Origin of the sequence: Halopseudomonas oceani, assembly GCF_002903165.1 — a bacterium.
GTDB classification, from domain to species: domain Bacteria; phylum Pseudomonadota; class Gammaproteobacteria; order Pseudomonadales; family Pseudomonadaceae; genus Halopseudomonas; species Halopseudomonas oceani.
Window position 1 is genome coordinate 62,210 of sequence record NZ_PPSK01000014.1, and the last position, 26,074, is coordinate 88,283.

The following is a 26,074-nucleotide window of genomic DNA, read 5'->3' on the forward strand; positions in this document are numbered from 1 at the left end:
GCGCGCTTAGTATATAATGCCGCGGTTGTGGGAAGCACGGATGAATTGGCCAGCGTCAAGACGCACCGCCAACCACCGGCATCCCGAGGACTCATGAGCGTCGCAGGTGCGGCCAAGGGTGCGGCATTTCAGCCATTGCACCCCGGGCAGCGCGCCGCTAGCATGGGCACACAATCACGGCTGCCTGCCATGATAACGCGGTCAACAAGGCCGGACTGCAGGCACTGCCAACCGTTTTCTTTTAGCCGTTATTGGATTAGCCGATGAATAAATTACTCGTTAGTCTGGCGTTGACCCTGGGTGTCGCCACTGCCGCGCACGCCGTTGAGGGTAACGCTGAAGCTGGCCAGGCCAAGGCTGCCGTGTGCGGCGCCTGCCACGGTGCAGACGGCAATAGCCCTGCGCCAAACTTCCCGAAGCTGGCCGGCCAGGGCGAGCGCTACCTGCTCAAGCAGATCACTGACATCAAGGAAGGTCGTCGCACTGTGATCGAAATGACCGGCATCCTTGACGGCATGAGCGAGCAGGACATGGCTGACGTAGCGGCATACTTCGCATCCCAGACCGCTAGCCTGGGCGCAGCCGACCCGGCGCTGGCTGCTCGTGGCGAAGAGATCTTCCGCGGCGGCAACCTGGAAACCGGCCTGCCGGCTTGCACCGGTTGCCACTCGCCGACTGGTCAGGGCAACCCGCCGGCAGGTTATCCACACCTGGCTGGCCAGCACGCAACCTACACTGCCAAGCAGCTGACCGACTTCCGCGAAGGCAACCGCACCAATGACGGCGACAGCATGATCATGCGCACCGTCGCCAGCCGCCTGAGCAATAAGGATATTGAGGCTGTTGCCAGCTATATCCAGGGCCTGCGTTAAGCGCTCGCATCGTTGCAGAAAAAAGGGGTAGCCGATGGCTACCCCTTTTTTTCATGGGCCCTTCGCAGCCGTCATCCGACGCTACAGTTACGTCTGGTAATCACGGAATCTTTCCTCTACTGTCGGGTCTGAAACCTGTCACTACCCCGTTATGGAGAACTACATGCGTGCGTTGTTCAGCGTTGCCCTGATCTGGCTGCTCGGCAGCTTTGCTCTGGCCCAGGCCCAGGAGGCCACCTATCAGGAAGGCGTGCATTACGTGGTCCTGCCAAACCCGGCTCCCACCCAGGATCCGGACAAGATTGAGGTCGCCGAGCTGTTCTGGTACGGCTGCCCGCATTGCTACGCCTTCCAGCCGACCATCGAAGCCTGGTCCAAGACTCTGCCAGAAGACGTCAACTTCCGCCCGGTTCCGGCCATGTTCGGCGGACTGTGGAACAAGCACGGTCAACTGTTCTACACCCTGGAAAGCCTCGGCAAGCTGGAAGAAACCCATGACGCCGTGTTCAGCGCGATTCACCGCGAAAGGAATCATCTCGACAGCGAAGACGCCATGATCGAATTCCTCGAACCCTATGGCATCACCCGGGATCAATTCGAGCGGGCCTGGTCGTCGTTCGGCGTCAAGAGCCGCGTCGAACAGGCCGGACGGCTGGCCCGCGACTACCGCGCCACCGGCGTGCCTTGCCTGATCGTCAACGGCAAATACCGCATCGAAGGCAAGATGGCCGGCACCTTCGAAAACATGCTGAAGATTGCCGAGTACCTGGTCGAGCAGGAACGCCAGGCCAACCAGGGCTAAATCATGCTGTCCGTCGGCAATATCAGCTCGACCCGCACCACCCGGGGCCACATGGCACCGGGTGAGCTGCGGATCAACAGCCAGTGCCAGACCGACCAGCGCCCCCTCCCGGAAATACTGCGCCTGTTGAGTTTCAATATTCAGGTCGGCATCAACACCCAGAAGTACCACCACTACCTGACCCGCAGCTGGCAGCACCTGCTGCCCAGCGCCAGCCGTCAGCACCAACTGGGCAGAGTTGCCCAGTTACTGAACGAGTTTGACCTTGTTGCCCTGCAGGAGGTAGACGGCGGAAGTCTGCGCTCCGGCTTCGTCAATCAGGTTGAGCACCTGGCCAGGGAAAGTGGTTTCCCTTACTGGTATCAGCAATTGAACCGTAACCTTGGCCGCTTCGCCCAACACTCCAACGGGCTGCTGAGCCGCTATGCTCCCGACCTGCTGGAAGACCACAAGCTGCCGGGTATTCTGCCAGGCCGCGGCGCCATCCTGACCCAGTTCGGACAGGGCGAGAACTCCTTGCTGGTGGTCATGATGCACCTGGCGTTGAGCACCAAAGGGCGCGCCAACCAGCTTGCCTATGTTCGCGAGCGCATAGCCGATCACCGCCACGTCGTTTTGATGGGTGACATGAACACCCACGCCGAAGATCTGCTGCAGCACTCGCCGCTGAAAGGAGCGAACCTCCAGGCCCCAGACCTGCCCGGCACGTACCCCAGCTGGAAACCGGCTCGGGTGCTGGATCACATTCTGGTCAGCCCCAGCCTCAGTGTCGAACAGGTTGATGTGCTGCCCCAGGCCATTTCCGACCACCTGCCAGTCGCCATGCACATCAAATTGCCCTCGCCGCTGTGTAAAGGCTAGTCAGCAGAGTTGCATCACCTATAATCTCTGGGACATAAATCCCTGGAGCACCCATGCCGGACACCCACCCTATCGCCAACGGCTCGTACCAGCATTCTGAGCCTGGCGAGCAGACGGAACTGCTCAAGCGAGGATTGGTGCGGGTCAGCATTGCTGCGTCAGGTATCGACTCACTGCTCGACAAGCGCCTGAAGGAGTTACGCCGGGCCCTGCACGCAGACTCACCGCCCAGCATGCTCGCCGAACTGCTGCCGAAACTGGAGCATGCTGTTCTGAGCGCCGATCAGCGCCGCCAGGAGCGTGCCAGCAACATCAGCAAAAGTCTGCACGGCATCATCGAACAGCTTCAGGACAACGAGCCTCCGCGCGACACGGCCAAGGCGCTGCGCGACCTTGACCGGCGCCTCAACGATCTTGCCGAGCTGCCACGCCAGCTCGACAGCATTCTCGGCGACCTGCAGCAGTTGCAGGGTCACACCCTGGCCAGCGAACCCAGCCCAGAACCGGCCAACCTCTGGGGACGCCTGTTCGGCCGCGGCGAGCGCCGCAGCGAAAGCGACGAGGCTGCCGAGGAGATTCAGGCCGAGGCGGAGACCACCGAAACCAGCGACGCGAGCCCGACCGATGACGACCCGGCAGCCACCGCAGAGGACATCAGCGAGCTACCCGCACCATCACCAAAGGTCTCTGGCAACCTCAGCGGCGCAGAGCAGAACTTCTCTCAAGTTGCTGCTCACATCGAATCCATACTGCTCCGCCTGCTCAACGACCTGGAGGTCATGGAGACCCAGCAGTCCATCCGCGACCGCCTGCGCGAACAGGTCAGTCGCGGACTGAACTGGTATGAGCTGGCCGCCCTGCTGGACAGCCTGTCTACCGTCATACTGGGCTCTCAGGAAAGCCGCCAGGCAGAGTTCGAGCACTATCTGCAGCAGCTGAATCAGCGACTTAGTCAGTTTCAGGGCAGCCTGGAGGAAGCGCAGTCTAACTACAGTGGCTCGCTTGAGGCCGAGCGCGAGCTCGCCGGCGACATCCGCAGCCAGGTAGAAGGGCTCAATAACAACGTCCGCGACGCCGACGACCTGACCACCCTCAAGGCCAACGTCGAGTTACGGCTGAACTCGCTGCTGGAAAATATCGACAAGGCCCGCGAGCTGCGCGAAGAGCGTGACAGCCAGGTGTCGGCCCAACTGAACACCATGGTCGAGCGCATCCAGGTAATGGAGCTGGAGGCCAAAACCTTCCGCCGCCACCTCGAAGAGCAGCGTCGCCAGGCCATGCTCGACAGTCTGACCGGCCTTGCCAACCGCGCTGGCCTGCAGCGCCGCATGGAAGAAGAGCACGAGCGCTGGCAGCGCTATGGCGGCCGCCTGTTGCTGGTCGTGCTCGACGTTGACCACTTCAAGTCCATCAATGACCGTTTTGGCCATCTGGCCGGCGACAAGGTGCTGCGTCTGATCGCTCAGCAACTGTCACGCCGGCTGCGCAAGACCGACTTCATCGGCCGTTTCGGTGGTGAGGAGTTTGTCATCCTGATGCCGGGTGTCACCCCTGAGCAGGGTGCAACCGCGCTTGAGGAACTGCGCAGCGGCATTGAACACACCCCGTTCCACTTCAAGAACGAGCCGGTACCGGTGACCATTTCCATCGGTTACACCGAGTTCCGTGATGGCGACACGCTGGATGGCACCTTCGACCGCGCCGACCAGGCCATGTACCGGGCCAAGCAGGATGGCCGAAACCGGATCGTCGCTGCCGATACCCCATGAGTTCACTCGTGCGTCCTGTCCTGATGCTCTGCTGCACCGTCTTGCTGGCTGCCTGCGGCTCGGAGCTGGTCATCGACACTCGGTATCAGGCCAGCAGCCAGGACAGCCGCGCTCAATACATCATCCTGCACTACACCTCGTCGGGGTTTGAGCGCTCGCTGCACACCCTCACCCAGCGGGATGTCAGCAGCCACTACCTGATCAGCGATTACGACCCGGTCATCTATCGACTGGTCGACGAGAACCAGCGCGCCTGGCATGCCGGCGAAAGCAGCTGGCAGGGACGAACCTGGCTGAACAGCAGCTCTATCGGTATCGAGCTGGTGAACCCCGGCTACACCGATGAAGCTGCATGTCGCCGCTGGCATCCCTGGGACCAACGGCAGATCGACGCACTTATCCGCCTGCTACGCGATATTGAACAGCGCCACGGTATTGCGCCGGAGCGCGTACTGGGGCACAGCGACATTGCCCCCCAGCGCAAGGTCGATCCGGGCCCGCGTTTTCCCTGGGCCCAGTTGGTCGCCGCCGGCGTTGCTACCGGAGCAGATCCTCAGCGCACACGGGTCATGCGCCAGTGGCTTGCCGGACGCACCCCTGCGGTCAGTTGGTTCCAGCAGAGCCTGCACGACTGGGGCTACGAGGTGCCACTGCACGGCGAGCTGGACGAGGTGACCCGCAATGTCATCGCCGCCTTTCAGATGCGCTATCGCCCGGCCCGCTTCAATGGCATTCCCGACAGCGAGACCGCTGCCATCCTAGCCGCTCTGGTGCCTGACCAGGCCAGCCACCTGTTGAATCAGCGCGACCCCGAATGGTATCAGGCGCCCGAACACGCGCTCGCACCACGGTTGCCACCCTGCACCGTCGACCGGGACTGATCCTACATGCTCAACTGGATCTGGCTCGGCTTCTTCCTCAGCGCCTTCGCCGCCGCACTCTGGCAATGGCTGGGCCTGGGCGACGCAGAGGTCTTCAGTCGCCTGGTCACGGCGCTGTTCGACATGGCCCGGCTAAGTGTGGAAATCGTGCTGGTGCTGGTCGGCACCATGACCCTGTGGCTCGGCTTTCTCAACATTGCCGAGCGGGCAGGGCTCATCAACCAGCTGGCACGCCTGCTCGCCCCACTGTTTAGGCGTCTGATGCCCGAGGTGCCGAGCGGCCATCCCGCGCTCGGTCACATCACCATGAACTTCGCTGCCAACGTACTCGGGCTGGACAACGCAGCTACCCCGATCGGCATCAAGGCGATGCACTCATTGCAGAGCCTGAACCCAAGCAAGGACACCGCCAGCAACGCGCAAATCCTGTTTATGGTGCTCAACACCTCGTCGCTCACGTTGCTACCGATCACTGTGTTCATGTACCGCGCCCAGCAAGGCGCCAGTGACCCCACCGAGGTATTTCTACCTATTCTGCTGGCTACCAGCGCGTCCAGCCTGGTCGGCCTGCTCAGCGTTGCGCTGATGCAGCGCCTGAAACTCTGGGACCCGGTGGTGCTGGCGTATCTTGCCAGCGGTGCCGCTGCACTCGGCCTGCTGCTGACCACACTGGCGGGCCTGTCGGCCGAAGCGCTGGCTGCGACGTCAACGCTGGTTGGCAATCTCACCCTGTTCGGTATTGTCATCGCCTTTCTGCTAATCGCCGCGCTGCGCAAGGTCAACGTCTACGACAGCTTTATCGAAGGTGCCAAACAGGGCTTCGAGGTCACCATCTCACTGCTGCCGTTCCTGGTCGCCATGCTGGTAGCAGTCGGCGTACTGCGCGCCAGCGGGGTGCTCGACGCGATACTCGACGGCATTCGCTGGCTGGCGGAAGGGCTTGGCTGGGACACCCGCTTTATCGACGCGCTACCGACGGCGTTCATCAAGCCACTGTCGGGCAGCGGCTCCCGGGCCATGATGATCGAGACCATGAATACCTTCGGCGTAGATAGCTTCCCGGCCCAGCTGGCCGCCACCTTCCAAGCCAGTACCGAGACGACCTTCTACGTACTCGCTGTCTATTTCGGCGCGATCGGTATCAGTCGCGTGCGCCACGCCCTCGGCTGCGCCCTGCTGGCCGACCTCGCCGGTATGCTCACGGCGATTGGGGTGTGTTATTGGTTTTTTGGCTAAAGCCAGCTCCAAGCCTCAAGCAGACCGAGCTTAGCTGTTCACAGCACAGCAACAATCCGGCCTCCTATGCTAACCTCTTGCTCTACACCCATCCGCTTGTGGCTTGAAGCTTGCCGCTTGTAGCTGAGAGACCTGCATGCCCGCCCCACGCTTTGACCAACTCCACCGCCAACCCGGCCCCTGGTTTGTGGCCCTCGGCGGCGCAGGTATGTTCGGGGCCAATTTTTACCTGTACGGCTCGGGCGGTGAGTGGATTGCGGTGGATTGTGGCTTCGCGCTGAACCCCACGCCCAGTGGGCGAAACAGCGTGTCAGTGCCCAGCCTGGCGGCACTGGAGCGACACGACATAAAGCTGTCGGCGCTGCTGATTACCCACGGCCACGAAGACCACATCGGTGCCATCCCGCATCTATGGCGCGCGCTGGACTGCCCGATCTACGCCAGCCCCTTTGCCGCCCAACTGATTCGCACCAAGCTCGATCCAGGCCTGACCTGGCCGCGCCTGCAGGAAATCCGCCCGCTGGAGCCCATCGGCATCGGTGCCTTTCAGGCCGAGTGGATTCCGGTAACCCACTCGATCCCCGAATCGCACGCGATCGTGCTGGAGGTTGCCGGCAAGCGCCTCTACCACAGCGGCGACTGGAAGCTGGACAACCATCCGGTGGTCGGCGAGCTGACCGCCCAGGCCCGATTGCAGCAACTGGGCCGTGCCGGGGTTGATGTGATCATTGGCGACTCGACCAACGCCTCGGTGCCCGGCGCCAGCCGCTCCGAAGCCGCGGTGCAGAATGGCCTGCAGGACGCTATTCGGCCCTGCCGTCAGCGCGTCATCGTCACCTGCTTTGCCAGCAACCTGGCACGCCTGCACAGCTTGGCCGACATCGCCTTCGACTGCGGTCGTTATGCCGCGCTGCTGGGGCGCAGCCTGACGCACATGCACAGCATCGGTCGTGCCCAGGGCTATCTGCCCGGTCGCCCGGGGTTTATCGGCCCCTGGGAGCTGGGTCACCTACCACGTGAACAGCAACTCTGGGTCTGCACCGGCAGCCAGGGTGAGCCAGGCGCAGCGCTCGGCCGGCTGGCCGCCGGCAGCCATCCGCAGCTGAGCCTGGAGGCGGGTGACACGGTGATTTTTTCCTCACGCCTGATCCCCGGCAACGAGGTGGCACTGGAACGTATCAAGCAGGGGTTGAAAGAGCAGGGCGTCGAGCTGATCGATGACGACATGCAGCCCGATGTGCACGCCTCCGGACACCCGCCACAGGACGACCTGCGCCAGCTCTACGGCTGGCTGAAAGCGCGCCACCTGCTACCGGTGCACGGCGAGCGCTACCACCAGCAGGCCCACATGGCGCTGGGTCGTGAACTGGGGCTAGGCGGACTGGTCCCCGCCAACGGCGACCTGATCGACCTTAGCGGACACCCAGCCAAGGTCGCAGAGCTGCCGCACGGTTTGGTGGATATCGATCAGCGTTGACCCCTGCGCCACCACCAGCGCAGGTCCCTCGCTGCCAACGACCTGGCAAAGGCACCGCCATGCCAGACCGCCAGCAGCATAACCACGCCATAAACCACCATGCCGAGCGCCAGCATGGCAAACACCGCCTCAAGACGGTCTGTCAGTTGCAGCAACAACCAGCCACCAACCAGCGCGATACACAAGCGAATGAAGCCTGCGATCAACGGCCACAACAGCCTCCCGCTACCCTGCGAAGCAAAGTACAACGCCAGGCCCAGACCAAACAGGCCGTAACATGGCCCGACCATGCGCAGATAGACCGCACCGACCTCCAGTGCCTGCGGGTCGGCGGTGAACAACCGTAACCATGCCGTCGGCCAGAAAGCGGCACTCAACCCGATGCACTCTGTAGCGACAAAAGCCACCAAGCCGCCAGTCAACGCAATGTGCAAGGCCCGCTGGCGCTGTCCGGCCCCCAGATTGGTGCCCACCAAGACGACCAGCGGCGCCCCGATGCCGAATGCCAGGGGTACCAGCACATATTCCAGTCGCACCCCGGTACCAAAGCCGGCAACGGCCTCCACGCCTGCACTGGCGGCAACCAGCGCGGTCGCACCGGCAATCAGCACGTTGGTCTGCAGCGTTGAAACCGACGATAGCAGCCCGACGCCAAGAATGCTGCGCACATGCTGCCAGCGCAAAGGGCCCGGACCCAGCCGTACCACGCTGCGCCCGGACAGGAGATACCAGAACATGATCGCCGCCCCCGTCAGCGCATATAGCACCATGGCCGCACCACCGCCGACGATGCCCAGTCCCGGTAACGGCCCAAGCCCAAAGATCAGCAGCGGTGACAGGGGAATCAGCAGCACGACCCCAAAGCAGGTCACCAGCGCCGGAAACAGCATATTGCCGGTGCCACGTATGACGCTGGCCAGGCCGTTCATCAACCACAGCGCCAGCATGCCGGCAAAGACCACATCCGAGTAGGCCAGCGCGGCCTCCAGTGCAGCACCCTCACCACCCAGCAGCCGATACAGCGGCTCTCCGAAGCACAGAAACAGCGCAGAAAACAGCACGCCGATCCCGCCATTGATCAGCAGCGCGTGGCGAGCCAGCGCATTGGCATCTTCACGACGTCCCCCGCCCAATGCCCGTGCAATGGCGGAGGAGATGCCACCACCCAAGGCACCGGCCGACATCATCTGCATCAGCATCACACCGGGAAATACCAACGCCATCCCGGCCAGCGCATCAGTACCCAGTCTGGCCACCCACCAGGTCTCAATCAGGCCGGTGGATGCCTGCGCGCACATGATCAATACGTTGGGCCAGGCGAGCGTCAGCAACAACGGCAGAATGGGTGCCTGCAACAGACGTGTGGTACGCGCGTCGGGCGCACCCGATACCGGGGAGGTTGAGGTCATGCAGCTGCTCCTGGGTGAGCAGCCAATTAAATGTCAAACACCATATAAAGTAAATGTGCTAGTCAACATATAACTAAACTGCGTTCACGTCCGGACTAACCCGGCGCGCGAACCCGTGTTGCTAGAACAGTTCTTTGGTGCGCTCCCAGAGCATGCCCATCGCCAGCAGCGGGGCGCGGAAGCGCTGGCCACCCGGGAACGCCATATGCGGCACCTTGGCGAAAATGTCGAAGCCGTTACTGGCCCGCGCCGCAATGGCCTCGGCCAGCAAACGCGCGGCCAAGTGGGTCGCGTTGACCCCATGACCAGAGTAGGCCTGGGCGTAGAACACATTCGGCTGATCATCAAGACGACCGATCTGCGGCAGACGATTGGCGCCGATACCGATCATGCCACCCCACTGATACTCGATCTTCACATCCGCCAGCTGCGGAAACACCTTGAGCATCTTCGGCCGCATATAGACTGCAATATCCGCCGGATCGCGGCCCGAATAATGACAGGCGCCGCCGAACAGCAGGCGGTGATCGGCGGAAAGACGGTAGTAATCCAGCGCCACCCGCTGATCACACAACGCCATGTTCTGCGGGATCAGACTACGCGCGCGCTCCTCGCCCAACGGCTCGGTGGCAATCACATAGCTGCCGGCCGGAATCACCGTGCCGCCCAGCTTCGGGTTAAGCTGGCCCATGTAGGCATTGCAGCCCAGCACCAGCTGTTTCGCCCGCACCCGGCCGGTTGCCGTATGCACGGTCAGGGTGTCTCCGTAGTCGATGCGGGTAACCGGGGAGTGCTCGAACAGGCGGGCGCCCAGCTGACGAGCTGCTGCGGCCTCACCGAGCACCAGATTGAGCGGGTGCAGATGGCCGGAGCCCATGTCGGTCATGCCGCCGATGTAGCGGTCGGAGCCGACCACGGTGTGCAGCTGCGCATGTTCGATGACGCTCATCTCGTGACGATAGCCCAGCGATTTGAGCTCTTCGCGATCAGCCAGAAAGCCCTCCATATGCGCCGGTTTGTTGGCCAGATCGCAATAGCCCATGGTCAGATCACAGTCGATATTGAAGCGCGCCACCCGCTCAGTGACGATCTCGACGGCCTCAATGCCCATCAGTTTGAGGTTGCGCACACCGTCCGCGCCAATCTGCTTCTCAAAGCGGTCAACATCGTGACCAACGCCGCGAATCAGTTGCCCACCATTACGACCGCTGGCACCCCAACCAATCTGATGCCCTTCCAGCAACACCACCGACAAGCCGCGCTCAGCCAGCTCCAACGCCGTGTTGACGCCGGTAAAACCGCCGCCAACGATGCAGACATCAGCCTGCTCTTCCCCCTGCAAGACCGGCAACCCGAGCTGCTGGTTGGCAGTTGCGGCGTAATAAGAGGGTGCGTGCTCGTGAGTATGGGTTGAACTGCGCAGCATGAGATTGTCCGTTTGCGGTCGTTTGCGTTTGAAATCGTGAAACTTCGTAAATAAAAATTGACGCCCAGCATAACCAGATCGCAGCAGCCGGACAATCCCGCGTCAATCCGCGTCGGGAATCGGCAGCGCCAGGGTTTCCTTCAGCTCTTCCATCACGATATAGCTCTTTGACTCGCGAACCCCTGGCAGACGCAGCAGGATGTCGCCAAGCAGCTTGCGGTAGGAGGCCATCTCGGAAATTCGCGCCTTGATCAGGTAATCGAAGTCACCGGACACCAGATGGCATTCCAGCACATGCGGCAACTTGGTCGCAGCCCGACGGAAGTCGTCAAAGATGTCGGCCGACTTGGAGTAGAGGCTGATCTCCACGAACACCAGCAGGTTCGCCTGTAGCTTGTGCGGGTTAAGCCGGGCACCATAACCGAGGATGAACTTCTCCCGCTCCAGCCGTTTCACCCGCTCCATACAGGGCGTGGTAGAGAGCCCCACACGCTCGCCCAGCTCCACATAGGACATCCGCCCTTCTTCCTGAAGCAGCTGCAGGATGTGGCGGTCGATCCGATCCAGCTCGCGGCTGGAGGCCTTTCTTGTTTTCATAAAATCCACCTAAAAAGAAAACAAACAAGAGAATCTTACTCTGCAATATGCAAAATAAACGAAAAATCAGACCAGATCACTTGCCATAGAATAGCAATATCGCCCAAGGGCAAATTCACAGAATCTTTTCCGGGAGCAACAGCATGCAGGTTCTCATCCTCGGTAGTGGCGTCATCGGCGTTACCAGCGCCTGGTATCTGGCCCGCGCCGGCCATCAGGTCACCGTGGTTGATCGCCAGCCGGGCGCCGGTCTGGAAACCAGCTTTGGCAACGCTGGCATGATCTCCCCCGGCTACTCCGCCCCGTGGGCTGCACCGGGCGTGCCGTTCAAGGCCGTCAAATGGATGCTGGCCAAGCACCCCCCGCTGTCCATCCGCCCAACCAGCGACCCGCACCAGTACCGCTGGATGGTACAGATGCTGGCCAACTGCACCGAAGCCCGTTACGCAGTCAACAAGGAGCGCATGATGCGCCTGGCTGAGTACAGCCGTGACTGCCTGATGGATCTGCGCAGCGACAGCGGTGTCGATTACGAACACCGTGAGCAGGGCACCTTGCAGGTATTCCGCACCCAGAAGCAGATGGATGCCGCGGCCCCGGACATCGCCGTACTCGAACGTTGTGGCGTGCCCTATGAAGTCCTCGACCGTGAGGGCTGCGTGCGTGTCGAACCTGGTCTGGCCGCCAGCGCGGACAAGATTGTCGGCGGCCTGCGTCTGCCGAACGATGAAACCGGCGACTGTCACCTGTTCACCACCCGCCTCGCGGCCAAGGCTGCCGAGTTGGGCGTTGAATTCCGCTACAACTGCGCCATTGACGAACTGCTGAGCGACGGCACCCAGATTAACGGCGTGCGCCTGGAATGCGGCGAAGTACTGACCGCCGACCGCTATGTGCTGGCCCTCGGCAGCTACTCGCCGAAACTGGCCCGCCCAATCGGCTTTGACCTGCCGATCTACCCGGTCAAGGGCTACTCGCTGACCCTGCCGGTGGCTGATGACGCCATGGCGCCGGTTTCAACCATCATGGACGAAACCTACAAGGTTGCCGTGACCCGCTTCGCCGATCGTATCCGCGTCGGCGGCATGGCCGAGCTGACCGGCTTTGACGACACCCTGAAAGAAAAGCGTCGTGCAACACTGGAGATGGTTGTGTCCGACCTGTTCCCGCAGGGCGGCAAGGTTGCCGAAGCCACCTTCTGGACCGGCTTCCGGCCGATGACCCCGGACGGCACGCCGATCATCGGCGCCAGCCGCCTGCGTAACCTGTACTTCAACACCGGTCACGGTACCCTGGGCTGGACCATGTCCTGCGGCTCGAGCAAACTGCTGGCCGACCTGCTGTCCGGCGAAAAGCCCGCGCTCAATGCCGGCGACTACAGCTTTGACCGTTACTCCAACCACAAGGAACACCCGCACCATGGCCATCCAGCGTCTGCACACTAATCACCGCATGAGCCAGATCGTGATTCACCAGAACACGGTCTACCTTGCCGGTCAGGTGGCCGCCGATGACGACCTTGCCAAAGACGCCGCCGAGCAGACCCGCAGCACCCTGCAAGAAATTGAAAAACTGCTGGCCGAGGCCGGTACCGACAAGACCAACATCCTGTCGGTGACCATTTACCTGAAGGACATCGACGCCGACTTTGAAGCCATGAACAGCGTCTGGGATCAATGGTTGCCGGCTGGCACCGCGCCCGCCCGCGCGACAGTTGAAGCCAAGCTGTGCGAGCCGGAAATTCTGGTCGAGATGTCGGTGGTTGCGGCTCTGTAATGCTGTTTTACCCTCTCAGTTGTCGTCCCCACGCAATCGGCGACCTCTGATATTCTGACGGGGCACATTGCCCCGTCTTTTTTTATTCAAGATTCCTTGCCCATGCGCCCAGCCCAAGCACTGATCGATCTGTCTGCCCTGCGTCACAACTATCAACTGGCCAAATCACTGTCCGGGCGCCAGGCGCTCGCGGTAGTCAAGGCCAACGCCTACGGCCATGGTGCCGTACACTGCGCCGAGGCGCTGCAGGCCGATGCCGATGGGTTCGCCGTCGCCTGCATCGAGGAGGCTCTGGAACTGCGCGCCGCTGGCATTCGCGGCCCGATCCTGCTGCTCGAAGGCTGGTTTGAGGCCGATGAGCTGCCGCTACTGGCCGAGCATGACCTGTGGGCGGTGCTGCACCACGATGTCCAGCTGCAGCAGCTGGAAGCGGCCAACCTCAACCGCCCGCTGCATATCTGGCTAAAGCTCGACAGCGGCATGCACCGTGTTGGTTTCAGCCCGGATGAGTACGCCACCATTTGGCGCCGCCTGGCCGCACTGCCACAGGTTGCCAGCCTGACCAAAATCACCCACTTCTCCCGTGCCGACGAGCCCGACACCGGCCGCACCGAACAACAGCTGGCAACCTTTGCCGCCGCCACCGCCGGCCTCGACGGTCCGGCCAGCCTGTGCAACTCGCCCGGCATTCTCGCCTGGCCGCAGGCCCACAACGACTGGCTGCGCCCCGGCATCATGCTCTATGGCGCAACCCCGTTCGAGTTCGAACAGGAACACGCCGCCAAGCTACGTCCGGTGATGCAACTGACCTCGCGCATCATCGCCGTGCGCGACCTTCCGGCGGGCGAGCCAATCGGCTACGGCTCACGCTTCATCACCACCCGACCAACCCGCGTCGGCGTGGTTGCCATGGGCTATGCCGACGGTTATCCGCGCCACGCCAAAGACGGCACCCCGGTGCTGGTCGATGGCCAGCGCAGCCGCCTGATCGGCCGGGTGTCGATGGACATGCTGACCGTCGAGCTGACCGACCTGCCCGGCAGTGGCCTCGGCAGCAGCGTCACCCTCTGGGGTGATGGCCTGAACGCCAGTGAAGTGGCAAGCTGGGCCGACAGCATTCCCTACCAGCTGTTCTGCAACCTGAACCGGGTACCCCGTCACTATCGTGGCTAAGTAGATTGCACGGCTGTTGAAAATTCTGAACAGCCATGCAATTATCCCCCGTCAAATGACGCCCTCGCGGCGTCCTGTCCACCATTCCCCGGAGGAATCAGCCATTGGACGTGGGTGCTCGTCTCAAAACCATTCGCAAACTCAAAGGTTTATCGCAGCGTGAACTGGCCAAGCGGGCCGGCGTCACCAACAGCACTATTTCCATGATCGAGAAAAACAGCGTCAGCCCCTCGGTCAGCTCGCTGAAAAAAGTCCTCTCCGGAATCCCCATGTCACTGGTCGACTTCTTCTCGCTGGAACTGGAAGAAGACACCCAGCGCAAGGTGATCTACCGCGCCGATGAACTGCTCGACATCGGCTCCAACGAAGTCACCATGAAGCTGGTTGGCAAGGGGCATCCCAACCGTGCGTTCTCCTTCCTCAACGAGACCTACCCGCCGGGCTCCGACACCGGTCCGGAAATGCTCAACCACGAAGGTGAAGAAGCCGGCACCGTGGTCAGTGGCCAGCTGGAAGTGACCGTTGGCAGTGAGATCTATGTGCTGGAAACCGGCGACAGCTACTACTTCGACAGCAACCAGCCGCACCGTTTTCGTAACCCGTTCGACGAGCCCTGCGTGCTGATCAGCGCCACCACACCCGCCAACTTCTAAGCCCCCTCGGGCACGGCATGCCGTGACCCTACGCCTCGGGTACCGGCGGCGCGCCGGCCAGCGAGCGGTAGACACTAACCATCGCGGTTGCCGTCTCGATCCGGCTCTGCACCAGGTCACTGCGTACCGCGGTCAGTTGCTGCTCGGCATCCAGCACTTCAAAGTACTCGATATAGCCCTGCTCATAACGCAGCCGCGCCTGATCCACAGCGGCCTGGGCGGCTTCACTGGAGGCCTGCAGCCAGCGGCTGCGCTCCCGGGCATGGCGGTAACGCACCAAGCCGTTTTCGGTTTCTTCCAGCGCCAGCAACACGGTCTGCTGGTATTGTGCCAGCCGCTCGGCACCAGTGGCGTCTGCCGCGGCGATGCGTGCCCGCACACCTTCCACATCAAGGAATGTCCAGTCGATGCCCAGGGTCACCGCGCGTGATTCCGCCCCGGCACTGAACAGATCACCACCGCTGCCGGCCACCGAGCCAAGCAGCGCACCCAGGGTAAAGCGCGGGAACAGATCCGCGGTTGCCACGCCTACTCTGGCGGTTGCGGCGGCCAGCCGGCGTTCGGCCGCCTGAATGTCCGGGCGACGCCGCAAGACCTCGGCCGGCGTACCAACCGGGATGCGCGCTCGCATGGCTGGCAAGGCCTGGGTTCCAGACAGCTGCACGTTCAATGCCGACGGCGGTTGCCCGGTCAGCACCGCCAGCCGGTGCAGACTCAGCTGCACGTCGGCCTGACGCTGCGGCACCACAGCGCGCAGGGCATCAAGCTGCGCCTGCGCCCGCACCCGGTCAAACTCGGTGCCGCGGCCAGCCTCCAGCCTGGCACTGACGATATCCAGCGATGCCTGCTGCAGCTCAACGTTTTGCTCGGCCACCGCCAGCAGTTGCTGCTGACCACGCAAGGTGAAATAGCCACTGGCGACCTGGCCGGCAATCGCCACCTGCAGCGCCTGCAGATCCGCCGCACTGGCCTGCAGATCCGCCTCGCCGGCCTCAACCGCCCGTTGCAGGCGACCGTAAAAATCCAACTCCCAGCTGGCCACCGCGCCGAGCGAGTACTGCTCAACCCGCGCACGGTTCGGATCACTGCGCTCGACCTCGGCGAGGTGCTGCTCACCAGCGCTGCCCTGCAGGGTCACGCTGGGCCAGCGGTCCCGGCGAGCCCCACGCAGCAGCGCTTCGGCGCCCTGATAACGTGCCAGCAGGGTTTGCAGATCAAGGTTCTGGGCCAGCGCCCGATCGATCAGCGCCGACAACTGCGGGTCACCGAAGCCGGACCAGAAGCGTTTCTCGCTATCCTGGCTTTGGTCGGCGAGGGCATCGGCCTGGCTGAAGCCAGCCAGCGGCACCGACTCCGGCGCCGTGTAGTCAGGCCCGACCGCACAGGCCGTCAACATCACACTGAGGGCCAGAGGTAACAGCTTATGCATGATTTTTTTCCTCCGTGAGCGCTGTCGGCTCAACGGCAAGCGAGGTGCCGGCCAGTTTGCGCAGCGCAACATAGAACACCGGCGTCAGCAGCAGCCCGAACAGGGTCACACCCAACATGCCGGTAAAGACGGTAATACCCATGGCGTTGCGCACTTCACTGCCAGCACCGCTGGCCAGCACCAGCGGCAGAACGCCGGCGATAAACGCCACTGAGGTCATGATGATCGGACGCAGACGCAGGCGGCTGGCCTCCAATGCGGCCTTGACGGTCTCGACACCTTCCATTTCCAGCTCACGGGCAAACTCGACAATCAGGATGGCGTTCTTGCAGGCCAGCCCCATCAGCACCACCAGCCCAACCTGAACAAAGATGTTGGCGTCACCGCCGGTCCACCAGACCCCGAGCATCGCCGCCAGCAAACACATGGGCACGATCAGGATCACCGCCAGCGGCATCACCCAGCTCTCGTACAGCGCAGCCAGCACCAGGAACACCAGCAGCAACGCGACCGGGAACACCACCAGCGCGGCGCTGCCCTGATTGACCTGCTGGAAGCTCAGATCGGTCCACTGAATCTGCATGCCGGGCGGCAACGCCTTGGCTGCGACCGCAGCGACCGTATCCAGCGTCTCGGTGGACGACAGCATGGCCGGATCGGACTGACCGATCAGATCCGCCGCCGGATAGCCGTTGTAGCGGATCACCGGGTCCGGGCCAAAGCTCGGCTTCAGGCTGACCATGGTGTTAAGCGGCACCATCTCGCCGGCGGCGTTGCGCACGTAGAGGCTGTCCAGATCACTCGGCTCATCGCGGAACGGCGCATCAGCCTGGGCACGCACCTGATAGGTCCGGCCGAACAGATTGAAGTCGTTGATGTATTGCGCGCCGAAATACAGCTGCAGGGTGCCGAACAGCTCATCCAGGCGCACGCCCTGTGCCTTGGCCTGCAGGCGATCCACCTCGGCGTCCAGCTGCGGCACGTTGGCCTGATAGGAGGTAATCGGGAAGCCCAGCCCCGGCGTCTGACTCAGCGCCATCGCCAGGCTGTCGGTGGCTTGCTGCAAGGCGCCATAGCCATCGCCGCGGCGGTCCTGAATGTACAGCGAGTAACCGGACCCGGCGCCCAGACCAAATACCGGCGGCGGCATAAAGGAGATGGCAAAGCCCTCCTTGAGTTCACCCAGCTTGGCGTTGATGTCGTCGGCGATTTCCAGCGCGGTACGATCACGCACGTCAAAGTCGTCAAACAGAATGAACACAGTGCCGACGTTCGGCGTGTTGGTGCCCTGCAGCGCGTTGAAGCCGACAAACGCCGCCGCGTGCGACACGCCTTCGGTTTCCATCGCCAGATCACTGACCCGACGCGCCAGCGCTTCGGTACGGTCCAGCGTTGCCCCTTCCGGCAGACGGATGCTGCCAATCAGGTAGGTTTTGTCCTGGGTCGGAATAAAGCCGCCCGGCACCTGACGGAACATCACCGCGGTGGTTGCCAGCAGCACCAGATAGACCACAAACACCATGCCGCGACGGCCCAGACTGCGGCCCACCAACCGCTCGTAACGCTCGGCGTTGCGCTGGAAGAAGCGGTTGAACGGGCGGAACAGCCAGCCGAAGCTGCGGTTGATCACCCGGGTTGGCAGGTCCGGCTCGGCGCCATGCGGCTTGAGCAGGGTGGCGGCCAGTGCTGGCGACAGGGTCAGCGAGTTGATCGCCGAGATCACCGTGGTAATGGCGATGGTCACCGCGAACTGGCGGTAGAACTGACCGGTGATGCCGTCCAGAAACGCCATTGGCACAAACACTGCGCAGAGCACCAGACTGATCGCCACAATCGGGCCACTGACCTCACGCATCGCCTGATGCGCCGCCGCCAGTGGCGCCAGCCCCTGTTCAATATTGCGCTCGACGTTCTCGACCACCACGATGGCGTCGTCCACCACGATGCCGATCGCCAGCACCATGGCGAACAGGGTGAGCGTGTTGATCGAAAAGCCGAGCATCAGCAGCACGGCAAAGCTGCCGACAATCGACACCGGCACTGCCAGTAACGGAATCAGCGAGGCGCGCCAGGTCTGCAGGAACAGAATCACCACCAGCACCACCAGTGCTACCGCTTCAAGCAGGGTCTGGATCACCGAACTGATCGAGGTGCTGACGAACACGGTCGGGTCGTAGGCCACTTCCCAGCTCAGGCCAGCCGGGAAGTCTTCGGCCAGCTCGGCCATCTTGGCGCGCACCGCGGCAGACACATCCAGTGCGTTTGAGCCCGGTGCCTGGAAGATCGGCAGCGCCACGGCCTGACGGCCATTGAGCAGCGCACGCAGGGAATCCTCCTGCGCCGCCAGCTCGATACGCGCCACATCACGCAGGCGGGTGATCTGGCCGTCGTCACCGGTTTTCAGCACGATGTCACCAAAGGCTTCGGTGCTGTCCAGACGCCCCTTGGCGTTGATGGAGATCAGCAGGTCGGAGTTGTTCGGCATCGGCGGTGCGCCGATCTGGCCAGCTGACACCTGCACGTTCTGCTCCTGCACCGCGGCGACGATGTCGCTGGCACTGACGCCCAGCGACGCCGCCCGCTGCGGGTCGATCCATAGGCGCATGGCGTAGTCACCGGCGCCGAACAGACCCGCCTGGCCGACACCCGGAATCCGCGCCAGCTCGTCACGGATATGCAGCACCGCGTAGTTGCGAATGTAGGTGGCATCCAGACTGTCATCCGGCGAGATCAGGTGCACCGCCATCATCAGGTTGGGCGACTGCTTCTGGGTGGTGACACCGAGGCGGCGCACGTCTTCCGGCAGCCGTGGCAGCGCCTGCGAGACCCGGTTCTGCACCTGCACCTGGGCCTGATCCGGGTCGGTGCCCAGGGCGAAGGTCACGGTCAGCGCCAGACTGCCGTCGCTGCCGGCCACCGACTTCATGTAGATCATGTCTTCCACGCCGTTGATGGCTTCCTCCAGCGGGGTGGCGACGGTTTCCGAAATGGTCTTGGGGTTGGCGCCCGGATAGCTCGCACTGACCAGCACGCTGGGCGGCACGACCTCCGGATACTCGCTGACCGGCAGCATCGGAATGCTGATCAGGCCAACCACGAAGATGATGATCGACAGCACCGAGGCAAAGATCGGACGGTCGACAAAGAAACGTGAAATATTCACGGCAATACGCTCCCTTGGCGTGCTCCACAGAGCACGCCCCAGCAAAATATGGATAGAGGTAAATCAGTTCAAAACCGAATGGCACACACCCGTGCCGTCATACTTGCCTTCGCGCGGTTGGCGCTTTTGCACCGTCATCCCCGCGAAGGCGGGGACCCATAACCCGAGCCACCGAGAAGCCTGGATTCCCGCCTTCGCGGAAATGACGTACAACCCGCAACTCAAGTAGATGCCACTAGCATCAGAACGCCGTCTGCAACGCGACCTCTTTGCTGACCGGTTGACTGCGGTCCATCGCCACCAGCTGCGGCGCGACCTCAATACCCGGGAAGAGAATCTTTTGCAGACCGTTGACCACCACCCGGTCACCCGACTGCAGGCCACCGCTGATTACCAGCAGGCCATCCACCCGGCGGCCGGTCTCAACAAAGCGGCGGGTCGCCCGGTTCTGCTCATCCAGCACATAGACATAGCGGCGATCCTGATCGGTCAACACCGCCTTCTGGTCAATCAGAATGGCCTGGCGGGCAGCTGCGACCGGCATCTGCACTCGAGCAAACTGCCCCGGCCGAAACAGCCCTTCGGGATTGGCTATGACCGCCCGGTACTGCAGGGTACCGGTACTGGCGTTGAACTGGTTGTCGACGAAGTCGAGCTGCCCCTGATAGGGATAGTCCTGACCACTACCCAGGCCCAGGCGCACCGGAATCGAGGACGCACCACCGTGCGGGTTGTCCTCAACGGTTTGCTGATCACTCTCGAAGTAGACATACAACGGGTCGACTGAGACCAGCGTCGCCAGCAGCGTCGCATCAGCCGTCGCCAGATTGCCACGAGTGATTTCCGCACGGCCCATGCGCCCGGAGACTGGCGCCTTGACCTCGGTATAGGCCAGATCCAGTTCGGCGTTATCCTGCGCGGCTTCAGCCGACGCCAGCGCCGCCTGCGCCATGCTGCGTGCGGCGCTGCGCTGCTCCATCTCCTCGCGGGAAATGGCGCGCCGCTCCCACAGCTGCTCGGCCCGCCGGGCCTCACGCGCCGCCAGCGTCACCTGACTGCGGGCCCGGGCAACTTCTGCGCGCGCCATCTGCAGACGCGCCTGATAGGGCCGCTGGTCGATCACGAACAGCACGTCACCCTGCTTGACCAGTTCGCCTTCCTCGAAGGCAACCTTGTCGATATAACCACTGACCCGCGCGCGCAGCGCCACGGTTTCCGGTGCCGCCATGCGGCCGGTAAAGCTGTCCCAGAGGGTGACATCGCGCGGCTGCGCCACCGCAATATCGACCTCCGGTGCGGGCATCATCTGGTTGTTGGCCTGATCGCCGCTGGCGTCGCAGCCAGCCAGCAGCAGCAACAGCGCGGCGGTCGCGCCGGCACGGGCAAAGCCATTAAAAGCATGCGTATTCATAAGATCCATCGCTCCCTGTGGTATGGGCAATATTTGGCAGGCATAAAAGGGATCCCCGCGCGCCGAGAGGCACGCCGGTTGGTGAGGGGGATCGGGTATGGCGTGAACGATACGTGGCGAACGCCACATTCAGGTAGCTTGGTCCTGCGCAAAGATTGCCTAATTCTGTGAATCAGCAGAATCCGGCAATCGCCTAAACCTGCCTACAGAAGTGGCACGGCAACCAGAAACGGCACCATAAGGAAACAAAACAAGCCTTGCAGCACAGGGCTTTGCGCAATCCTGCAAGCTTATTGCCTTATCCTGCAATTGCCGAAAGACTGTCATCTGGTTATGAATTGATCTGCGTATACTGTCGCGAAACTCCGAAAGAGGCCATTGACCATGACTAACGTATGCTCTCAGCCACCCAGCCTTGATCTACCCATGTGCCGCCAGTTGGCCGACCTGGTGGGCGAGCATGCAGTCAACGAAGGGATCAATGAAACGCGCATTCCCGGGCTTGAGGTCTACCGTACCGACCAGCCGACCAGCTTCAATTCGGCCGTCTACGAACCTGCGCTCTGCGTCATTGCTCAAGGCAGCAAGACCGTTCAGTTGGGCGACAAGGAGATCCTGTACGGGCCACTGACCTATATGATTTCGGCGGTCGAGTTGCCGGTCGGCGGTTGCGTCATTGACGCAACCCCAAGCGCACCTTACCTGGCGGTCAAGCTGTCACTTAACCAGCAGGAGATCGCCGAGCTGGTACTGGAACTGGGCGATGAACTGCCACCACTGGACCAGCAACGGGACTGCCCGGCAGCGTCTTGCGGGCTATGCGTGGCACCGCTGGATACCGGCATTCTGCAGGCAATGACTCGACTAGTGGCGCTGCTGTCATCACCGACTGATTCGCGCATTCTGGCGCCACTGGTGCGCCGCGAGATCATCTACCGCGCGCTGCTGGGCGAGATGGGCTGGCGCCTGCGCGACTTTGCCGCCACCGATACCCAGGCCCATCGCATATCGAAGGTTATTGCCGTACTCAAGGACCGCTTTGCCGAACCGCTGCGAGTGCGTGAACTGGCCGAGGACGTGAACATGAGTGAGTCGACCCTGTTTCATACCTTCAAACAGGTCACCCGCATGTCACCGGTGCAGTTCCAGAAGAAGCTGCGCTTGCACGAAGCACGGCGTTTGATGCTGACCGAGGGGCTGGAAGCGGCAACGGCCAGCTATCGCGTAGGCTATGAAAGCCCCTCACACTTCAGCCGTGAATACCGCCGGATGTTCGGCGCGCCGCCGCGCGCCGATGTCACCAAGCTGCGTGGCGACCAGCCCATGGTCGCCACACTGTAAACAGCCGCAGCAGGCTAGTAGGGCGGGTAGCTAGACAATATCTTGTTGACCAGTCGAGAGACCTGTTCATCCCGCTTGCTTGGCGTTAGCGCCCGCTCACTCAGGCGCTCACTTTCGCTGCCACGCCAGAGCAAGCGGCCGGTGTCGCCATCGAGCAGATCAATCTGCAACGTCAACTCACGGTAGTCCACCGGATACGTCTGGATCGCCGGGCCACCCCAGAAGCCGCCCCAGCCGGTGCCCCAGTAGCCACCGAAACTGGTACTGACGTTCTCCTGCCGGTTCTCCACCAGCACATAACTTCTGACCTTCAAGTCTGGGCTGTTACCTGCCAGTACCGGGCGCAGGCCGCGGGCATCAAGCTGATCAGCTACCGCCTGTTCAATCCGCGCGGCGGTCAGTTCGCTGCTCACGCGGGGGTCATCCTGCGGGCGAAACTCAACCCGCGGTTCAGCCCACTGCCAGGTCTGGTCGCCGGCAAAGTCATGACTGACATCGTAATCTGGTTTCACTGCGGCCCCCTGACAGGCCGCCAGCGACAGCAATAAAGGCAGAACAAGTATTCGAGCACGCATGGCTACAGACTCCGCTGAAAGGTGAAAAGACCGCAATGGCTGGCTGCAAATCGGCCGTGCCAGTGCAACGGCAGACCTTTTACTCAGCCTACCCAAGATGGACAACGAAATCGCTTGCAAATTGCACGACGAAAAATCTCCCGTCGTGCAAAGCGCATGTCATGGCGCTGCGCCAGATTTTCGTAAGCCACTGTTTTATATTGAAAAAATAATTAGTCAAAAGCTGGCACAGGCCCTGCAACGTCACTGTCAACGGTCGACGAAAAGGACCGCCGATGGAAACGATCACAGGAGAGACACCCATGAACAAGCTGAAAACAATCGCCCTCGCCACTGCCACCGCCAGCCTGATGGGCATGATGCCGCTGGCCGCCCACGCCGCCGATGGTGATCTGACCGAAGCACGTCAGGAGGGCTCGATCTGGACCGCTATCGCGCTCAACCGTCACCTGAACCCCTTCACCATCGATGTCGACGTCGAAAGCGGCGTTGCCACGCTGAGCGGTGAGGTCGAAAGCGACGTTGATCGCGACCTCGCTGAACAAGTCGCCAAAAGCATTGAAGGCGTCGAGCAAGTGGACAACCAACTGACCGTTAACCCGGATGCCAAGCGCAAGGAACAGGCCGCCGGTACCTCGAGCCTGTCGCAGAGCTTCAGCAACGCAACCACGACAGCCAGCATCAAGTCCAAGCTGCTGTGGAACAGCAACACCGAAGGCCTGGATATTGACGTCACCAGCAACAACGGCGTGGTTACCCTGACCGGTACCGCCCAGTCGGACGCCGCCAAAGACCTCGCCGGCATGCTCGCGAAAGACACCGACGGTGTGCACCGCGTCGATAACCAGATTCAGGTCAGTGCTGACGCCAGCGCTGCAGCCAAGGCGCAAAACGCTGCCGATGAAGCCGGCGAGACCATCAGCGACGCCTGGATCACCAGCAAGGTCAAATCCAGCTTCCTGCTGAGCAGCAACCTCAGCGGCATGGATATCTCGGTTGACACCAACGATGGCGTCGTCACCCTCAGCGGTACCGTAATGACCGACGAAGAGAAGGATCTCGCCGTCAATACCGCCAAGAACATTCGCGGCGTCAAAGACGTTACTGCAGACAACCTGCAGACCGCCAACTGATCACCAGGCGCCAGCCTTACCCTGGCTGGCGCCCGGATCTGTCACATACACCCACGAGACGGAGAACGATCATGAGCAATACAGCCACACAACTGAACGAACTGATCGAAATTACCCGCGACGGCAAGCGTTTCTATGAGCATGCCCGCGATGAGGTCAAGAGCGGCGAGCTCAAAACCCTGTTCAGCAACATGTCACAGGCCAAAAGCAATGTGATCATTGCGCTGGAGAAGCGCGTTGCCGCCAACCAGGAAACACCCGCCAGCGGCGGCACGCTCACTGGCAAGGTTCGCCAGGTGTACGCCGACACCCGTGCGGCACTGTCGAGCGACGAAGAAGCGACCTACATCGCCCAGCTGGAAGAGGCCGAGGATCGTATCCTGCACGCGTTCGAAGACGCCATGGAAACCAAGGACCCAGACCTGCGCGCCGACCTGGTGGCAGAAATGCCGAAAGTCCGCGCCTGCCATGACCTGATGCGGGACCTGAAAAAAGCACAATAACCAACAGGCCGGGGTGACAATGATGCCGCCCCGGCAATGTCCAGAACCTGTCGCGCATGAAGCCGTAGCGCTCGGGGTCTGCTGAAAAGGAGAACGACCATGCTTAGCTGGGCTATTACATTCCTGATCATCGCTATCATCGCTGCGGTTCTCGGCTTTGGTGGTATCGCTGGCGCCGCGACCGGGATCGCCAAGATTCTGTTCCTGGTATTCCTGGTGCTGTTCGTCGCGTCCTTCTTTATCGGACGCCGACCCAAAATGTAGCCATGCGCCACAGCTCATACCAACACCCGCCCTGTGCGGGTGTTGGTGTATCAGGTCCCTCGTTCTCACCAACGCAGCACCCGTCAGCGATTGAATACCGCCAGATTGGAAATCCCGTTGAGTCGTGCGGGCAGTGCATTAGGGTTCGCCATCGATAACCTCCTACCGCCCAGGCATGACCTTGAATACACCGCTCGCTCGAGCGCAGATCTCACCATCGGCCAATACCAGCGCCTCGGCAAAACACAGGCTGCGGCCGGTTTTACGCGCCGTGGCCCGGACCTCAAGCCACTGGTCACACTGCGCGCTGCCCAGAAAGTCCACCGACAGACTGACCGTTACCAAGCCACCAACATCGTTTAACTGGCGCGCACAGCTCAGTCCCATGGCGTTATCCGCCAATGCCGAGATCAGGCCACCGTGCACGAAACCACGGCTGTTGCTGTGAGCAGAACCGGCGCGCAATCCCAGACTCAGGCCATCGGGACGTTCCATTGCATACAACGGCTCCCAGGGGGCGGTCAGACCGCTGCGCCGGGTGTGAGGTAAGAATCCCTCAGGAATATCTGAACCGGACATGACACTGCTCCTACTGCGGAATGATGTAGACCAGTCTATATAATTACGCAGTCCGTATCACTTTTTCTCTAGCTCATAGACACGCTGAATGACCAGCGCAAAGCGCGCGTACTTTAATGTCCGCCAGTGCGCAGCCGGATCAGCGCCATCATCTCTTCAGCTGTTTCGGCAATCGGCGTCTTATTGCCCGCGACTCGCGCCAGCAACAAGGCGCCTTCCAGACTGGCAATCACTGCCTGCGCCAGCCGCCGCGCGCCTTCACCATCCAGGCCATCGCGCTGCAACGCCGCAGCGAGAACCGCGCACCACTCGCCGAATACCGCTCGCCCGGCGGCGGTCACCGCTGAGGAGGCGGGTACGGTTTCCAGCATCGTGGTCGCAATCGGGCAGCCGTCGCGAAAGTCGGAAGCGGCCATCCAGCCAGCCAGCCGCTCGGCATAGGCCCGCAGCAGCGCGCAGGTATCCGGCGTGGCCTCAGCGATCTGCGCGAGCGTTTTGCGGCCCTGCTCACCCGCCCAGCGCACCGCTGCCTCACCCAGCTCCTCCTTGCCGCCCGGGAAGTAGTGGTACAACGAGCCCTTCGGCGCACCACTCTCACGCAGAATGTCGTTAAGACCGGTGGCGGCATAGCCACGCTGGCGAAACAGCTTGGCGGCCGCCTGAATGAGATGTTCCCGATGTTTGGCCGCAGCGGGCATGACAGGAGTCCTGGAGCAGAGAATGGTAGTCGGCAGTGTACTACGA

24 protein-coding genes are annotated in these 26,074 nt (G+C 62.1%); 15 read left to right on the plus strand and 9 right to left on the minus strand.

The window, feature by feature from the left end; genetic code table 11:
• The first annotated feature begins 263 nt into the window (after window positions 1-263).
• From C1949_RS14140 to C1949_RS14170, 7 genes are all read left to right on the plus strand, one after another.
• A complete protein-coding gene (locus C1949_RS14140) occupies window positions 264-872 on the plus strand; it encodes a c-type cytochrome (RefSeq protein ID WP_104739125.1) in 609 nt (202 codons plus the stop codon).
• Window positions 873-1,035: 163 nt separating this feature from the next.
• The gene (locus C1949_RS14145; protein WP_229744452.1) at window positions 1,036-1,674 is read left to right on the plus strand and encodes a thiol:disulfide interchange protein DsbA/DsbL; all 639 of its coding nucleotides are present in this window, start codon (window positions 1,036-1,038) and stop codon (window positions 1,672-1,674) included.
• 51 nt (window positions 1,675-1,725) lie between these two features.
• Complete coding sequence (locus C1949_RS14150; protein ID WP_104739162.1) at window positions 1,726-2,535, plus strand: endonuclease/exonuclease/phosphatase family protein; 810 nt, start codon at window positions 1,726-1,728, stop codon at window positions 2,533-2,535.
• A 53-nt stretch (window positions 2,536-2,588) separates the two neighbouring features.
• The gene (locus C1949_RS14155) at window positions 2,589-4,304 is read left to right on the plus strand and encodes a GGDEF domain-containing protein (RefSeq protein ID WP_104739127.1); all 1,716 of its coding nucleotides are present in this window, start codon (window positions 2,589-2,591) and stop codon (window positions 4,302-4,304) included.
• Window positions 4,301-5,185, plus strand: coding sequence for an N-acetylmuramoyl-L-alanine amidase (locus tag C1949_RS14160; protein ID WP_104739128.1), 885 nt, complete (start codon window positions 4,301-4,303; stop codon window positions 5,183-5,185). Before C1949_RS14155 ends, C1949_RS14160 begins: the two co-directional genes overlap by 4 nt.
• A gap of 6 nt (window positions 5,186-5,191) precedes the next feature.
• Window positions 5,192-6,421 (plus strand): nucleoside recognition domain-containing protein, encoded by a 1,230-nt coding sequence (locus tag C1949_RS14165; protein WP_104739129.1) that lies wholly within the window; start codon window positions 5,192-5,194, stop codon window positions 6,419-6,421.
• A gap of 136 nt (window positions 6,422-6,557) precedes the next feature.
• Complete coding sequence (locus tag C1949_RS14170; protein ID WP_104739130.1) at window positions 6,558-7,898, plus strand: ribonuclease J; 1,341 nt, start codon at window positions 6,558-6,560, stop codon at window positions 7,896-7,898.
• Here the strand turns inward: C1949_RS14170 and C1949_RS14175 are convergent.
• From C1949_RS14175 to C1949_RS14185, 3 genes are all read right to left on the minus strand, one after another.
• Entirely contained in the window at window positions 7,889-9,307 is a 1,419-nt protein-coding gene (locus C1949_RS14175; protein WP_104739131.1) for an MATE family efflux transporter, read from the minus strand. The two genes, C1949_RS14170 and C1949_RS14175, sit on opposite strands and share 10 nt — an antisense overlap.
• Before the next feature lie 121 nt (window positions 9,308-9,428).
• The gene (locus tag C1949_RS14180) at window positions 9,429-10,733 is read right to left on the minus strand and encodes an NAD(P)/FAD-dependent oxidoreductase (protein WP_104739132.1); all 1,305 of its coding nucleotides are present in this window, start codon (window positions 10,731-10,733) and stop codon (window positions 9,429-9,431) included.
• A gap of 102 nt (window positions 10,734-10,835) precedes the next feature.
• A complete protein-coding gene (locus C1949_RS14185; RefSeq protein ID WP_104739133.1) occupies window positions 10,836-11,330 on the minus strand; it encodes an Lrp/AsnC ligand binding domain-containing protein in 495 nt (164 codons plus the stop codon).
• 143 nt (window positions 11,331-11,473) lie between these two features.
• Between C1949_RS14185 and C1949_RS14190 the strand changes: the two genes are divergently transcribed.
• The 4 genes from C1949_RS14190 (at window position 11,474) to C1949_RS14205 (ending at window position 14,932) form a co-directional block, all read left to right on the plus strand.
• The gene (locus tag C1949_RS14190; protein ID WP_104739134.1) at window positions 11,474-12,775 is read left to right on the plus strand and encodes a D-amino acid dehydrogenase; all 1,302 of its coding nucleotides are present in this window, start codon (window positions 11,474-11,476) and stop codon (window positions 12,773-12,775) included.
• Window positions 12,750-13,106 carry a RidA family protein gene (locus tag C1949_RS14195; RefSeq protein ID WP_104739135.1) on the plus strand — a complete coding sequence of 119 codons (357 nt, stop codon included), beginning with the start codon at window positions 12,750-12,752 and terminating at the stop codon, window positions 13,104-13,106. The genes C1949_RS14190 and C1949_RS14195 overlap by 26 nt, the downstream gene beginning before the upstream one ends.
• Window positions 13,107-13,208: 102 nt before the next feature.
• Window positions 13,209-14,279, plus strand: coding sequence for an alanine racemase (gene alr, locus C1949_RS14200; protein ID WP_104739136.1), 1,071 nt, complete (start codon window positions 13,209-13,211; stop codon window positions 14,277-14,279).
• 104 nt (window positions 14,280-14,383) lie between these two features.
• Window positions 14,384-14,932: a cupin domain-containing protein gene (locus tag C1949_RS14205; RefSeq protein WP_104739137.1), complete on the plus strand. Its 549-nt coding sequence runs from the start codon at window positions 14,384-14,386 to the stop codon at window positions 14,930-14,932.
• Between the two features lie 28 nt (window positions 14,933-14,960).
• Here C1949_RS14205 and C1949_RS14210 read toward each other — a convergent pair whose 3' ends face one another.
• The 3 genes from C1949_RS14210 to C1949_RS14220 all read right to left on the minus strand — a co-directional run bounded on the left by C1949_RS14210 (window position 14,961) and on the right by C1949_RS14220 (window position 20,935).
• Window positions 14,961-16,361 carry an efflux transporter outer membrane subunit gene (locus tag C1949_RS14210; protein WP_104739138.1) on the minus strand — a complete coding sequence of 467 codons (1,401 nt, stop codon included), beginning with the start codon at window positions 16,359-16,361 and terminating at the stop codon, window positions 14,961-14,963.
• Complete coding sequence (locus tag C1949_RS14215) at window positions 16,354-19,524, minus strand: efflux RND transporter permease subunit (protein WP_104739139.1); 3,171 nt, start codon at window positions 19,522-19,524, stop codon at window positions 16,354-16,356. Before C1949_RS14215 ends, C1949_RS14210 begins: the two co-directional genes overlap by 8 nt.
• Window positions 19,525-19,765: 241 nt before the next feature.
• A complete protein-coding gene (locus C1949_RS14220; RefSeq protein WP_211287161.1) occupies window positions 19,766-20,935 on the minus strand; it encodes an efflux RND transporter periplasmic adaptor subunit in 1,170 nt (389 codons plus the stop codon).
• Between the two features lie 384 nt (window positions 20,936-21,319).
• Here C1949_RS14220 and C1949_RS14225 point away from each other — a divergent pair, with 384 nt between their 5' ends.
• Window positions 21,320-22,276, plus strand: a complete 957-nt coding sequence (locus tag C1949_RS14225; RefSeq protein WP_104739141.1) for an AraC family transcriptional regulator — start codon at window positions 21,320-21,322, stop codon at window positions 22,274-22,276.
• Between the two features lie 14 nt (window positions 22,277-22,290).
• Here the strand turns inward: C1949_RS14225 and C1949_RS14230 are convergent, their stop codons facing one another.
• Window positions 22,291-22,788: a DUF4136 domain-containing protein gene (locus C1949_RS14230; protein ID WP_229744454.1), complete on the minus strand. Its 498-nt coding sequence runs from the start codon at window positions 22,786-22,788 to the stop codon at window positions 22,291-22,293.
• A 365-nt stretch (window positions 22,789-23,153) separates the two neighbouring features.
• Between C1949_RS14230 and C1949_RS14235 the strand changes: the two genes are divergently transcribed.
• From C1949_RS14235 to C1949_RS14245, 3 genes are all read left to right on the plus strand, one after another.
• The gene (locus tag C1949_RS14235; RefSeq protein ID WP_104739143.1) at window positions 23,154-23,984 is read left to right on the plus strand and encodes a BON domain-containing protein; all 831 of its coding nucleotides are present in this window, start codon (window positions 23,154-23,156) and stop codon (window positions 23,982-23,984) included.
• 71 nt (window positions 23,985-24,055) lie between these two features.
• Window positions 24,056-24,487 carry a ferritin-like domain-containing protein gene (locus C1949_RS14240; protein WP_104739144.1) on the plus strand — a complete coding sequence of 144 codons (432 nt, stop codon included), beginning with the start codon at window positions 24,056-24,058 and terminating at the stop codon, window positions 24,485-24,487.
• 99 nt (window positions 24,488-24,586) lie between these two features.
• Window positions 24,587-24,751 (plus strand): DUF1328 domain-containing protein, encoded by a 165-nt coding sequence (locus C1949_RS14245; protein ID WP_104739145.1) that lies wholly within the window; start codon window positions 24,587-24,589, stop codon window positions 24,749-24,751.
• A gap of 162 nt (window positions 24,752-24,913) precedes the next feature.
• Here C1949_RS14245 and C1949_RS14250 read toward each other — a convergent pair whose 3' ends face one another.
• Together C1949_RS14250 and C1949_RS14255 are read right to left on the minus strand one after the other, a co-directional pair.
• Window positions 24,914-25,330 (minus strand): PaaI family thioesterase, encoded by a 417-nt coding sequence (locus C1949_RS14250; RefSeq protein ID WP_104739146.1) that lies wholly within the window; start codon window positions 25,328-25,330, stop codon window positions 24,914-24,916.
• 113 nt (window positions 25,331-25,443) lie between these two features.
• Complete coding sequence (locus C1949_RS14255) at window positions 25,444-26,028, minus strand: TetR/AcrR family transcriptional regulator (protein WP_104739147.1); 585 nt, start codon at window positions 26,026-26,028, stop codon at window positions 25,444-25,446.
• Between the last annotated feature and the right edge of the window lie 46 nt (window positions 26,029-26,074).

Excerpts from the sequence above, each read along its gene's own strand:
- C1949_RS14140 (WP_104739125.1), top strand. The coding sequence starts at position 264 with ATGAATAAATTACTCGTTAGTCTGGCGTTGACCCTGGGTGTCGCCACT.
- C1949_RS14145 (WP_229744452.1), top strand. The coding sequence starts at position 1,036 with ATGCGTGCGTTGTTCAGCGTTGCCCTGATCTGGCTGCTCGGCAGCTTT.
- C1949_RS14150 (WP_104739162.1), top strand. The coding sequence starts at position 1,726 with ATGGCACCGGGTGAGCTGCGGATCAACAGCCAGTGCCAGACCGACCAG.
- C1949_RS14155 (WP_104739127.1), top strand. The coding sequence starts at position 2,589 with ATGCCGGACACCCACCCTATCGCCAACGGCTCGTACCAGCATTCTGAG.
- C1949_RS14160 (WP_104739128.1), top strand. The coding sequence starts at position 4,301 with ATGAGTTCACTCGTGCGTCCTGTCCTGATGCTCTGCTGCACCGTCTTG.
- C1949_RS14165 (WP_104739129.1), top strand. The coding sequence starts at position 5,192 with ATGCTCAACTGGATCTGGCTCGGCTTCTTCCTCAGCGCCTTCGCCGCC.
- C1949_RS14170 (WP_104739130.1), top strand. The coding sequence starts at position 6,558 with ATGCCCGCCCCACGCTTTGACCAACTCCACCGCCAACCCGGCCCCTGG.
- C1949_RS14175 (WP_104739131.1), bottom strand. The coding sequence starts at position 9,307 with ATGACCTCAACCTCCCCGGTATCGGGTGCGCCCGACGCGCGTACCACA.
- C1949_RS14180 (WP_104739132.1), bottom strand. The coding sequence starts at position 10,733 with ATGCTGCGCAGTTCAACCCATACTCACGAGCACGCACCCTCTTATTAC.
- C1949_RS14185 (WP_104739133.1), bottom strand. The coding sequence starts at position 11,330 with ATGAAAACAAGAAAGGCCTCCAGCCGCGAGCTGGATCGGATCGACCGC.
- C1949_RS14190 (WP_104739134.1), top strand. The coding sequence starts at position 11,474 with ATGCAGGTTCTCATCCTCGGTAGTGGCGTCATCGGCGTTACCAGCGCC.
- C1949_RS14195 (WP_104739135.1), top strand. The coding sequence starts at position 12,750 with ATGGCCATCCAGCGTCTGCACACTAATCACCGCATGAGCCAGATCGTG.
- alr (WP_104739136.1), top strand. The coding sequence starts at position 13,209 with ATGCGCCCAGCCCAAGCACTGATCGATCTGTCTGCCCTGCGTCACAAC.
- C1949_RS14210 (WP_104739138.1), bottom strand. The coding sequence starts at position 16,361 with ATGCATAAGCTGTTACCTCTGGCCCTCAGTGTGATGTTGACGGCCTGT.
- C1949_RS14220 (WP_211287161.1), bottom strand. The coding sequence starts at position 20,935 with ATGAATACGCATGCTTTTAATGGCTTTGCCCGTGCCGGCGCGACCGCC.
- C1949_RS14225 (WP_104739141.1), top strand. The coding sequence starts at position 21,320 with ATGACTAACGTATGCTCTCAGCCACCCAGCCTTGATCTACCCATGTGC.
- C1949_RS14235 (WP_104739143.1), top strand. The coding sequence starts at position 23,154 with ATGAACAAGCTGAAAACAATCGCCCTCGCCACTGCCACCGCCAGCCTG.
- C1949_RS14240 (WP_104739144.1), top strand. The coding sequence starts at position 24,056 with ATGAGCAATACAGCCACACAACTGAACGAACTGATCGAAATTACCCGC.
- C1949_RS14245 (WP_104739145.1), top strand. The coding sequence starts at position 24,587 with ATGCTTAGCTGGGCTATTACATTCCTGATCATCGCTATCATCGCTGCG.
- C1949_RS14250 (WP_104739146.1), bottom strand. The coding sequence starts at position 25,330 with ATGTCCGGTTCAGATATTCCTGAGGGATTCTTACCTCACACCCGGCGC.
- C1949_RS14255 (WP_104739147.1), bottom strand. The coding sequence starts at position 26,028 with ATGCCCGCTGCGGCCAAACATCGGGAACATCTCATTCAGGCGGCCGCC.